The 11221-nt window shown below is 48.5% G+C and carries 8 protein-coding genes; 4 read left to right on the top strand and 4 right to left on the bottom strand.

Annotation, left to right across the window (positions count from 1 at the left end; all coding sequences use genetic code 11):
- The first annotated feature begins 170 nt into the window (after positions 1 to 170).
- Positions 171 to 977 carry a TPM domain-containing protein gene (locus QUB10_RS32850; RefSeq protein ID WP_333207298.1) on the top strand — a complete coding sequence of 269 codons (807 nt, stop codon included), beginning with the start codon at positions 171 to 173 and terminating at the stop codon, positions 975 to 977.
- A gap of 177 nt (positions 978 to 1154) precedes the next feature.
- Positions 1155 to 1778: a precorrin-8X methylmutase gene (locus tag QUB10_RS32845; protein WP_333152258.1), complete on the top strand. Its 624-nt coding sequence runs from the start codon at positions 1155 to 1157 to the stop codon at positions 1776 to 1778.
- A gap of 253 nt (positions 1779 to 2031) precedes the next feature.
- On the opposite strand, the gene QUB10_RS32840 is transcribed toward QUB10_RS32845, so the two are convergent.
- The 3 genes from QUB10_RS32840 to QUB10_RS32830 form a co-directional block, all read right to left on the bottom strand.
- Positions 2032 to 2742: a phosphate ABC transporter permease gene (locus QUB10_RS32840; RefSeq protein WP_333152260.1), complete on the bottom strand. Its 711-nt coding sequence runs from the start codon at positions 2740 to 2742 to the stop codon at positions 2032 to 2034.
- Positions 2743 to 2843: 101 nt separating this feature from the next.
- Positions 2844 to 3671 (bottom strand): 4-hydroxy-tetrahydrodipicolinate reductase, encoded by an 828-nt coding sequence (gene dapB, locus QUB10_RS32835; RefSeq protein ID WP_333207297.1) that lies wholly within the window; start codon positions 3669 to 3671, stop codon positions 2844 to 2846.
- Between the two features lie 4 nt (positions 3672 to 3675).
- Positions 3676 to 3876 (bottom strand): hypothetical protein, encoded by a 201-nt coding sequence (locus QUB10_RS32830; protein ID WP_333207296.1) that lies wholly within the window; start codon positions 3874 to 3876, stop codon positions 3676 to 3678.
- 99 nt (positions 3877 to 3975) lie between these two features.
- Between QUB10_RS32830 and QUB10_RS32825 the strand changes: the two genes are divergently transcribed.
- Positions 3976 to 6498: an EAL domain-containing protein gene (locus QUB10_RS32825; RefSeq protein WP_333207295.1), complete on the top strand. Its 2523-nt coding sequence runs from the start codon at positions 3976 to 3978 to the stop codon at positions 6496 to 6498.
- A 793-nt stretch (positions 6499 to 7291) separates the two neighbouring features.
- On the opposite strand, the gene QUB10_RS32820 is transcribed toward QUB10_RS32825, so the two are convergent.
- Complete coding sequence (locus QUB10_RS32820; protein WP_333207294.1) at positions 7292 to 9163, bottom strand: pseudouridine synthase; 1872 nt, start codon at positions 9161 to 9163, stop codon at positions 7292 to 7294.
- Positions 9164 to 9453: 290 nt separating this feature from the next.
- On the opposite strand from QUB10_RS32820, the gene QUB10_RS32815 reads away from it, so the two are divergent.
- Positions 9454 to 11136, top strand: a complete 1683-nt coding sequence (locus tag QUB10_RS32815; RefSeq protein WP_333207293.1) for a tetratricopeptide repeat protein — start codon at positions 9454 to 9456, stop codon at positions 11134 to 11136.
- Positions 11137 to 11221: the final 85 nt, after the last annotated feature.

Genomic DNA, 11221 nt, shown 5'->3' with positions numbered 1-11221 from the left:
TCCCCCCCCCCCCCTCCCCCCCTCCCCCTTTCTCAAAAACTATTTTTTCCTTCCCCTTGCTCTCGGCTTCCTGTAAAGTAAATAATTGTAAAGAAATATGAGTTTTCTCTTATCCTCTGGTTAAGACCGCCAGCTAGCATTCACAATTAAGACCCGGATTATAAGTTCCTATGTCACAGCTTTTCCCGCGAAAATTTCTAGCCTCTGTTGCCGCATTTTTTCTGGCTTTGTCTGTGTGGACGATCGCACCTGCGGCCCACGCTTTCAATAATCCCGATTTGTTGCCGTCAACTCAGACGCCGATCATTGACTTAGCTAAAGCCCTTACGGATATTGAAGAACAAACTTTGGCAAAAAATTTAAAGGCATTTGAAGCCGAAACCGGCTGGAAACTGCGAGTGCTGACTCAGTACGATCGCACGCCAGGTTTGGCGGTCAAAAGTTATTGGGGGCTAGATGACAAGAGTGTGTTATTAGTTGCTGACCCGCGAGGGGGCAATTTGCTCAATTTTAATGTGGGCGACTCGCTGTATCCGCTGCTGCCGCGCACTTTTTGGGTGGAACTGCAAACCCGCTACGGTAATCAATTTTTTGTGCGGGACAATGGCGAAGATCGAGCGATTATTGAATCTTTGGAGTCGATAGAAGGCTGTTTGCGTCAGGGCGGATGCCGCGTGGTTCCGGGTTTGCCAAGGGAACAGTGGATTCTGACGTTAATTACGTCGGTGGTTGGCGGCGTCATCTGCGGGTTTGCGGCTCAGCCTCGGAAGCCGGGACAGGTTGTGGCTTGGCAGTGGGCGCTGATTTTTTCGCCGCTGTGGGGCATTCTGTTTTTCGCTTTCGGACTTGGGCCTGTGGTGACTCGGACTTCTGACTGGTTGCCTGTGGTTCGGAATGTGGCCGGTTTTGCGATCGGAGCTTTGGTGGCATTCCTGACTCCGGTGTTGGGCAAATCTTCTTCATCGTCGGAAACTTAGTTGTCAGTTGGTAGTTGGCAGTTGCCAGTCAACAGTCAACAGTCAACAATCAACAGTCAACAGTCAACAGTCAACAGTCAACAGTCAACAGTCATCAGTCAACAGTCAACAGTCAACAAATGACTAAAAGCTGGTAAGCTGATACCTGACAACTCACAGGCGACAGCTATCCAACAAATGGAATGGCACGTAAGCGATGCCCAGAGTCTGGGATTAATCGATAACGAAATTGGCGACCACGGTTTTTCAGCGGCGGAGTACGAAATAGTCCGCCGCGTGATTTATGCGACTGCTGATTTTGAGTACAAGTCTTTAATTAGTTTTTCCGATCAGGCTTTGCAGGCTGGGGCGGCAGCTTTGGCTGCTCGGACTACGATCGTGGTAGATGTGCCGATGGTGCAGGTGGGCATTACGCCACAAATCCAAAGTACCTTTGCGAATCCGGTTTACTGTTCGATGGAGGCTTTGACACGCCCCCAAAAGGAAAGGACGCGGGCGGCTTGGGGGATTGAAACTTTGGCCAGACGCTATCCTGAAGGGATTTTTGTGGTGGGCCAGGCTCAAACTGCTTTGTCGGCGATCGTAGATTTGATTGAATCTGAGGAAATTCGACCGGCTTTGGTAATTGGGACGCCTTCTGGGTTTGTAGGGGTGGACGTGGCGAAGTCGCGGCTGCATGATTCGATGATTCCTCACATTCGGATTGAGGGCCGCAAGGGTTCTGCGGTGGTGGCTGTGGCTATTGTTAACGGGCTGGTGGATTTGGCTTGGCAAGCTTACGGCCAAGAGGGGAACAGTTGATGGAGAAGTCAGCAGTCAGTAGTCAGTAGTCAGTAGTCAGTAGTCATTCTATCTGTGAGATCGTTTCCGGTTGCATCGGAATTATTAGCCAAAATTTAGGACACGGCAGTGCCGTCTCCTCGCTTGTCATTCCTATAATAACGGAATTGATATGAGTTCCGAGAAACCGGGTTTTTCACCTTAATTTGCGACTACAACCAAGTATCTCCCCAAAACCCGGTTTCTGCCCACGCACCCGTGCATAAGTCCCAGATTAATAATCAGCGGACGATCTCCTTTTTGTGCTTCTATTGTCATTATCTCGCTCTCGGTCTTTTTTCCTACCTTTTTTAATTTGCTGGCTCATCTCGACAAACAAATCTCTGCGTAAATAAGGATAGTCGCTCACCCACACGTCACGGCTGGGAATATAAATATCTGAAACTTTGGCAATTCTGCCTAAATCTTCTTGATTTGACATAATTAACATTAAAGCAGCTTGGCCGGGGACAATTCCTTGGTGATCCTTCCGCAATGGAGCTCGAAGTGTAGTAGTAAATCCGGTTTTGTCACCAACTTCTAAGTTGATGCGCGGTTCTAGGTTGTCAACTATTACGAGTTGTCCTTTTTGATTGACTGTTTCTTCTTGACTTGTGACTTCATCTGTAATATATATATCCAAAACTCGTCCTTGCCAAAAACCGCAGTATTGATATTTGCGACATTCTGCATTCCGCAAACTCGCCCACAAAATGGGGCCCCACAGCCAGTACAAACCAGCTATCAATCCGGTGATTAAAACTAGCGGCGCGACATCGGAACCGGCGAAGTTGTAGACTACCAGGAGGAAAACTACGCTGACTGCAGAGATTAACATTCGCCTCAAAAAATCGGGCGGTTTTCCCCAGATATATTTGTATTGCGCTCCCGTGGCGACGGCGGGAATTAGTTCTTGAAAGGTTTCGCGGGTTAAGGGAATTAGCATAATTAGTCAGTTGGCAGTTGGCAGTTGGCAGTTGGCAGTTGGCAGTTGGCAGTTGGCAGTAGTAACAAGTTACCAATTACCAATTACCAATTACCAATTACCTACAGTATTTTTTCCAATCCGTAAACGAGCGATCGCAATTCAATGACTTTGCGTATAGACAGCAAGACTCCGGGCATATAACAAGCTCGATCGCTCGTATCGTGTCGTAAAGTATAAACTTGACCGACGCCGCCAAAAATTACCTCTTGGTGGGCAATTAAACCGGGTAAACGGATGCTGTGAATGCGAATCCCTTCATCGGCCAGTGAACCTCGAGCTCCGGCTAATTTTTCGGTTTCCTCAACTTCTGGCAGATTGAAAGTTTTTCCCATCTCTGCTAACATTTGGGCAGTTTGAATTGCCGTGCCACTGGGGGCGTCGGCTTTTTGATTGTGGTGCAGCTCGATAATTTCTACGTGTTCAAAATACTGAGATGCCGTGACGGCGGCTTGTTGGAGCAAAACCATGCCGATCGAGAAATTGGGTACGATCAAACAGCCGATGCTCGCTTTATCAGCGAATTCAGCTAAGTTTTCAATTTGCTTGCTGCTCAAGCCAGTAGTGCCGACTACCGGGCGAATGCCGTAAGCTATTGCCGATCGCACGTTTTCATAAACTGACGAAGGGTGCGTAAAATCTACCATCACGCCTAACTGCTTTTCCTGAGCTGCTAATACCAGCATTCCTTGCAAGTCGTCAGTGATGGGAACTTCTAACGGGCCACATCCGGCTAATTCGCCGGCATCGGCGTTGAGACACTCAGGGGAGCGGTCTACAGCCCCAAATAAGGTCATGTCACTAGCATGGGCGATCGCCTTAATTACTTCGCGGCCCATTTTGCCTGCAGCACCGTTAACAATCACCGGAATCGGAAGTTGATTCGCCATAATCTCAAAAATATCCAGAAAGTTCGATCGAGTAAATTTTAACGCTTGTGGGAATTTGGGGAAACAAGGAATGAAAGACAGGATTTGTCGGCAAATCTTCAAAAACCCGGTTTCCCATTCGAGAAATACTTTGCCTGCATCGAGTAATTAGCTTAAAGAAACTCGGTGGCGGCACAAGTTCTGAAAAAATTACATTCAATCTCATATTAAGCTCAATTCTGTTAGAACAGACTTGTGCAAAGCTAATTTGCACCGACATATTTTTTCTGTGACTGCCAAATTCTCTCGAAATCTTCGATATGTCATGTCTGTGGCAACTGGCCTCAACCTGAGTTCTCAAAAACGACGGGTCAGGATTTTGCCTGCAATGCTTGCGGGCGCGACTGTAACGCTGCTGAATATGGTAGTTCGGCAGTTGGGAGGCCTGCAAAGCTGGGAGTTGGGGAGTTTTGACTCGTTAGTGCGCTTGCAGCCAGATTCCGGCCCCGATCCGCGACTGCTGGTAGTGGAAATTTCTGAAGCCGATATTCAAGCTTTGGGGAGATTTCCGGTTTCCGACAAGACGATCGCTCAAACCTTGACAAAACTGCAAAAGTATCAGCCAAAAGTCATCGGTTTGGATTTGTACCGGGATTTGCCTCAAGCGCCGGGACACCAAGAATTGCTGGCCGCGCTGAAAGCACCGAATGTGGTGGCGATCTATAAATTGAGCGATTCAGAAAGTCAGGGAGTGCCTGCGCCTCCGGGGATACCGCCCGATCGAGTTGGTTTTAACGACTTCGTGCTCGATCCTGATGGCGTTGTACGCCGCAATTTGCTCTCAGTCTCGCAACCAGAAAAGAATACTGCTTTCTCATTTTCTGTGCAAGTGGCTTTGTTGTATCTCAAAGACAGAGTACAGCAGAAAAATAGCGCTGTTCATCCTCACCAAATCAACTGGGGAAAGGCAGAATTTGTGCCTTTAACTTCTAACAGTGGCGGCTATGCAAATATTGACACCACAGGCTACCAAATTCTGCTCAAATACCGTTCTGGTAAGGAGGTGGCGCGACAAGTCAGTATCAGGCAGGTATTGAACGGGGAAATTGAACCAAGCTGGGTTAAGGACAAGATTGTGCTGATCGGGACGACGGCACCGAGTACCAGAGATTTGTTTTTGACGCCTTACAGCCCGGTTAAAAAGCAAAGTCCGAAAACGCCGGGGGTGTTGCTGCACGCGCAAATGCTCAGCCAAATATTGAGTGCGGTTTTGGATGGACGATCGCTGTTTTGGGTGTGGCCGGAATGGGCGGAAATTTTGTGGAACGCTGCTTGGGCGATGGTTGGCGGGGTTTTGGCTTGGCGGATTCAGCATCCTGGGAGGGCGGGATTGGCTGGGGGTGCTGCATTGATGGGACTTTTGGGGATTAGTTATGGGATTTTTACTGGGGGTGGGTGGGTGCCGCTGGTGTCGCCGGCTTTAGGTTTGGTGGTGACTGGTGTGAGTGTCAGTGCTTACAGGAAGCTTTACGATGCTTTTCACGATTCTCTAACAGGTTTGCCCAACCGGGATTTGTTCGTGGATTGCTTGGGGCGGGCGATCGCCAATACTAGGGGCCGCCACAGCCATCTGTTTGCGGTGCTGTTTCTGGATTTAGACAGGTTTAAGGTGATTAATGATTCTTTGGGTCATTTGGTGGGGGATGAACTGCTGATGGCGGTGGTGCTGCGGTTGAGGGCGATTATTGGCTCCGGGGATACTGTGGCGCGGGTGGGGGGTGATGATTTTGCGATTTTGGTGAGGAATATTGATGTTGACAGTGCTGTGGATTTGGCCGATCGAATTCACAAAGCTTTAATTGTGCCTTTTGAGTTGAATGGGCAGGAGGTGTTTGTGACTGCAAGCATCGGGATTGCCCTGGGGGGCGAACCCGCTGCTAATGTCAGGGAACAGCCGGAACACTTGCTGCGGGACGCCCACACGGCGATGTACCGGGCGAAGGCTTTGGGAACGGGAAGGTATCAGGTGTTTAATGCTTCGATGCACGCTTTGGCGGTGGAGAGGTTGCAGTTGGAGACGGATTTGCGGATTGCCCTCAAGCGTCGGGAATTTTTGCTGCACTATCAGCCGTTTGTCTCTTTGGCAAGCGGGAGGATTATTGGGTTTGAGGCTTTGGTACGCTGGCAACACCCGCTGCGGGGTTTGATTGGGCCGATCAAGTTTATTCCGGTGGCTGAGGAAACGGGGGCAATTGTGCCGCTGGGTGAGTGGGTGTTGGAGGAGGCTTGTCGGCAGTTGCGACTGTGGGAGGAAATGTTTGGTTTCGATCGAGCTTTGATTATGAGTGTAAATTTATCTGGGAAGCAGTTTGCTCAGCCGGATTTGGTCGATCGCCTGAAGGTGATTTTGGAAACAACGGGTTTGAGTGCCGAGAGTTTGAAGTTGGAGATTACTGAGAGTGTGGTGATGGAGGATGTGGAGTCGGCGATCGCGGTTTTGAAGCAGATGAAAGCGTTAAATGTCAAGTTGGGAATTGATGATTTTGGCACTGGTTATTCGTCGTTGAGTTATTTGAGTCGGTTTCCTACGGATACTTTGAAGGTTGATAAGTCGTTTGTGGGGCGAATGGAGATCGAAAGCGAGGGGGAGAATGTGGCGATCGTGCGGACGATTGTAGCGCTGGCTCATGCTTTGGGTATGGATGTGATTGCTGAGGGTGTGGAGACGGCGGCACAATTAGCCCGGTTGAGGTCGATCGGCTGCGAATATGGTCAGGGTTATTTTTTTGCTAAGCCGTTACCGAGCGAGGCTGCGACTGCTTTGATGGCTTCCGAGCCGCAGTGGTAGTTGTGGGTTATTAGTTATTAGTTATTGTATAGCCTTTCTCAGAAAGATGAGGTACTCATGGGCATAGGGATCCGTGGGCATAGGGCATAGAGCATACCTCACCACGCTTGAGAACCGCTATACGTTAGAGCTAAAATTGAAAGTCGATCGGGTTCCCAAAGCAAATCTCTAATATGTTAGGTGCTAAAATTAGGGTTATGTCAACAAACATGAATCTGAAAAAAAATGTCAGCCATATCGTTATCGCTACTCGAAAATTAACAGAGTATCCTCTTAATTTAGATAGCGCTCTCGATAGCGATAAAGCTGTAATATTTCAGCCTCGTTTAGGATTAAATCAATAAAACTATGACTTACTGTTAGCACCGGTTTCTACTAAAACTTTTGATGCTGAAGCAATTATATCAAATCCGTTAGGATCGTCAATTAAATAATTTCCCTTTTTTCTTGTGGGATGGGCGTCCCGCCCAGAAAGGACGGGCGGGACGCCCATCCCACAACAGTCATGAAAAGTGGATTTTATTTAGTTCTCATCCCTTAGCATCGGAATAGTAAATTCGAGTTCACTGTTGACGGTGTAACCGGAAAGGAGATTACTTGTTATTCTACAGATATCGATCGTTGCCCGATCGCCCTTAGCTTAACCCTCTTCTGTCACTTTCGGTAGAGATTATTATCCTACTCCTATTCTAATTAAAGTAGGGTGCGTCGCCACCAGAATTCTGATTATTTACGACTATCAATGAGCGACGCACCATACCGCTATACTCTCGCCCGAAGTGACAAAAGAGAGTTAAAATGGTGTTTCTGCCTGTAGGTATAACCTTTCTCCCAACTGCGGATGCTCAAACGAAAGTTCCCGCGCGTGCAAGTGTAGCCGGTTCGCAGCAGCCCCACATCCGTAAAGTCGATCGCCCAAAATCGGTATCCCCAACCCTCGAACATCCGCTGCATGAACCCTCAATTGATGAGTGCGTCCCGTCAGCGGCAAAAACTCGACGCGAGTAAAATTTCCCTCCATCGCCATTACCTGAAAGCGAGTAACGCTGGGTTTTCCGCACTCCCAATTGACTTGCTGGTAAGGGCGATTTTCGGGATCGCCCCAAAGTGGAAGATCGATCGTCCCTGTGTCAACATTTACAGTACCCGAAAGCACCGCTTCATAAACTTTGTGAACCTGCTTTTTTGCAAATTGCTGCCTGAGTTTACTGCTAGTTTCTTTGTCCCGCGCCAAGAGCAAAATTCCAGATGTTTCCCAATCTAAACGATGCACGACTGTCAAATTAAAACTATCCGGTAACAAGTTACGCAAACGACTAAAAACACTATCTTGATTTTCTAAATAACGACCTGGAACTGACAGCAAGCCAGAGGGTTTATTGACCGCAATTAACCATTTGTCTTCATAGATAATCGGTAGCATTTCGGTAACGGGCAAGATGCCCGTTCCACAAGAAATATGATGATTTGTGGGTTGGGCTTTTTGCCCGCCCGCAACGGGCAAGATGCCCGTTCCACAAGAAATATGATGATTTGTGGGTTGGGCTTTTTGCCCGCCCGCAACGGGCAAGATGCCCGTTCCACAAGAAATATTATTGCTTGTGGGGAGTAGGGGTTGGGCTTCTAACCCGCCCGTCAAACCCTCATTTATATTATTAGAAACAAGCGGATTTTGAGCCAATCCTGACAGCAAAAAACCCATCAACGGCTGACACCGATCGCCACAAGCACCATAAAATTCTCCCTGTATCTTATCGCCCGATGGCGGCCCCCACCAAAACTCAGCCATTGCCAGCGGTTTCAGATTGTGTACTGCCGCGTAGTGAAGCAATTTTGGCGCGCAGCAGTCGCCGGTGCCAGTGGGAATAGAATTAGTTGGCATCAATGAGGAGATCGAGATCGATTTCCCCAAAAAATTCATCAGAGTGTAAGCCGCGTGCATTTGCGTCTGAAGTTCGCGGGAAAGTTCTTTTCGCCGCTGTTTTAGCGCCCGCATCCGTCGATCCGCAGCTTCAATTAATTGTTTTAGCGGCTGCAATGTTTCATCCCGCTGCCGTTTCAATTGTCTGCGTTCCATTTTCTCCAAACGGCTTTCTTGATTCAGTTGTTCCAGGGCAATTTCTAGTGTTTCTGCTGCGAGAGTTTGACACAGTAACTGGCGTTTTTCGTCTCGCTGCTGCTTGCAATTGCGGTGCCGATCGCTCAAAACTTGCATTTGCACTTCAAACTCCCGAAATAAGGCTTCATACTCTTGTCGCTGCGGGAGTTGATTGAGTGCAATAAGTTCCTGTTTCATCGCCTCCAATTGAGTTAACGTGCGGGCTTCCTCGAAAGCCACACGATCTCGTCCCGGAATGGGTGGCACCCAGCCCTCAACAATGCTGCAACCGTTCAGCAGCCCGGAAAACGCTTTGAGTATCCCCTGTTCCCCCGAAGGCATCTCCACCAGTAATATGCCGTACATCTTCCCTTCGCGATCGTAGGAATCGTCAGCCGCCAGGTACTGCATCAAACCCCGCGCCAGATCCTCGGACATTCGAGTGCGCGGCAGTCTCAGCAGTTCGCCACTTTGAGGACAACGGCCTTCGTACCAATAATTCGGCTGCGAGTCGATCGACTCCCAATGACAGTCCGTGACATCTAAAAGCGCGTGCAATTCTAACATATTAAATTTGGTTTGAAATCTGAATTAGGACATATCTGCTTGTATTCTGGATGCTTTCGGTCAATCGAAAATCGAAAATCGAAAATCGACTGACCGTATTTTATAGGGGTGTACCGAAAGTGGGAAGGGTGCATAATTTTATACCTACTAGAATTAAGTAAAAATGATTGGTTGCACCAAGCCTGATATGCTAAATTTGTTTCAAAACAGCAGCGAGATTAAGAAAAGCATAAGTTAATATATAAGACCGCAAGCTTGTTATCCCACTAAATTTTTTATGTGCAAGGCGTATGCCAGACCTCTCGACTTCGGCTCCGGAAAACTCCTCAAACCCCCAACCAGCTCTGCTGCCGCCGATTTTAAGAATTTTTGCAGCATTTCCAGATTACGATCGGGGCAATAGATTGTACGCCGCAGGAAGGTACGAAGCGGCAGTCCTTTGCTACGGAAAAGCGGTTCAAATTAAGCCGGACTGGGCCAGGGCGTGGCTGAATCTGGGTAAAGCTTACAAGCAACTGCATTCCTACGCAGAAACCGTAGCCTGTGCCGATCGAGCTACAGCAATTAATCCGGAAGAATACTGGGCTTGGATGCTGCGCGGCACAGGGCTGTTAAGTTTGCAAAATCACTCAGAAGCGCTCGCGGCTTTCGACACCGCAATTCAAATCAATTCAGAAAAGCACGAAGCTTGGTATCAGCGAGGCAGAGTTTTAGAGGAATTGCAGCAGTGGGATGCAGCCGCAACCTGTTACAAAAAAGCAACCCAACTTCATCCGAATTTGCCCGCCATGTGGTATCGGCAAGGCAACGTTTTGGTTCAAGCGGATCGCTATCCTGAAGCCGTGGCGGCTTTTGAGCGCGCGCTGAAACTCGTCCCGACTAACTGGGAAGCTTGGCTGAACCGAGGTTTGGCTTTGATGAAAACCGAACGCTACGCTGAAGCTGTAACTTCTTACGATCGCGCCATTCAACTGCAACCGCAAAATAGTCTGGCTTGGTTCAATCGGGGCATTGCTTCAGCAAAATTGCACAAATACGCAGAAGCGGTGACAGCTTACGATCGCGTACTGCAAATGCAGCCCAACGACTGCGAAGCTTGGTTTTATAAAGGAATGGCCCTCAAACACCAGTGGGCCGATGCGGCAATTGCTTGTTTCGATCGGGCAATTCAAATTAATTCTTTGTATCCCGAAGCATGGATCGGGCGCGGTCAAACACTGTCAGAATCGAGAGATTTTGAAGGGGCGATCGCTGCTTTTGACCAAGCCATTCAAATTAATCCGAATTTTCCCGAAGCTTGGCTGGGTAGAGGCATGGCGCTAGCAGGATTGGAACGCTACAAAGAGGCAATTATCGCTTACAGTAATGCCCTACAAATTGAAGGTAACTTTCTAGAAGCTTGGAACTTGCGAGGCGAAGCTTTGGAAAAATTGCAGCAATACGAAGAAGCGATAGCCTGTTTTGATAAAGTAATCTCTCTGACTTCAGAAGCAGAAATTACATCAAAAGTAGGGTTGCAGCAAGGCGCAGCGCTGGAAAAATTGCAGCGTTACGAAGAAGCCGTCGCAGCTTACAATCGCGTAATTAAAATCGTGCCGGACAATTTTGAAGCTTGGTTGCAACGCGGCAACTCTTTGTCCAAATTGCAGCAGTACGAAGCAGCTCTAACATCATACGATCGAGCAATTACTATCTGGCCGGATAACTATCAAGGCTGGGTGCAGCGAGGTCTGATCCTAGGGGAAATGCAGAAGTATTCCCAAGCACTCGTCGCTTTTGACCAAGTGATTCAACTCAAGCCAGACAACTGGGAAGCTTGGGCGCAGCGGGGCGACGTTTTGCAAAAATTGCAGCGAACTCAAGATGCCATTAGCTCTTACGGAGTCGCCCTCGAAATCAAACCCGATTACTACGAAGCTCTAGTTAGTCGAGAAGAATTGAGACTCAAGGGCACGATGTCAGGAAAGTGGTGAGGAATGAGAATTAAATAACTTACAATGCGTGATGGTTATTGTGGGATGGGCGTCCCGCCCGCCCTTTCTGGACGGGCGGGACGCC

The sequence above is a fragment of the Microcoleus sp. B5-D4 genome (assembly GCF_036705145.1).
Taxonomy (GTDB): Bacteria; Cyanobacteriota; Cyanobacteriia; order Cyanobacteriales; family Microcoleaceae; genus Microcoleus.
The sequence above is the reverse complement of the archived record's forward strand: the minus strand, read 5'-3'. Positions and strand labels throughout refer to the sequence as shown.

Bases quoted from the DNA above. Each gene is read 5' to 3' on its own strand.
- QUB10_RS32850 (WP_333207298.1), top strand. From the start codon at position 171: ATGTCACAGCTTTTCCCGCGAAAATTTCTAGCCTCTGTTGCCGCATTT.
- QUB10_RS32845 (WP_333152258.1), top strand. From the start codon at position 1,155: ATGGAATGGCACGTAAGCGATGCCCAGAGTCTGGGATTAATCGATAAC.
- QUB10_RS32840 (WP_333152260.1), bottom strand. From the start codon at position 2,742: ATGCTAATTCCCTTAACCCGCGAAACCTTTCAAGAACTAATTCCCGCC.
- dapB (WP_333207297.1), bottom strand. From the start codon at position 3,671: ATGGCGAATCAACTTCCGATTCCGGTGATTGTTAACGGTGCTGCAGGC.
- QUB10_RS32830 (WP_333207296.1), bottom strand. From the start codon at position 3,876: ATGAGATTGAATGTAATTTTTTCAGAACTTGTGCCGCCACCGAGTTTC.
- QUB10_RS32825 (WP_333207295.1), top strand. From the start codon at position 3,976: ATGTCTGTGGCAACTGGCCTCAACCTGAGTTCTCAAAAACGACGGGTC.
- QUB10_RS32820 (WP_333207294.1), bottom strand. From the start codon at position 9,163: ATGTTAGAATTGCACGCGCTTTTAGATGTCACGGACTGTCATTGGGAG.
- QUB10_RS32815 (WP_333207293.1), top strand. From the start codon at position 9,454: ATGCCAGACCTCTCGACTTCGGCTCCGGAAAACTCCTCAAACCCCCAA.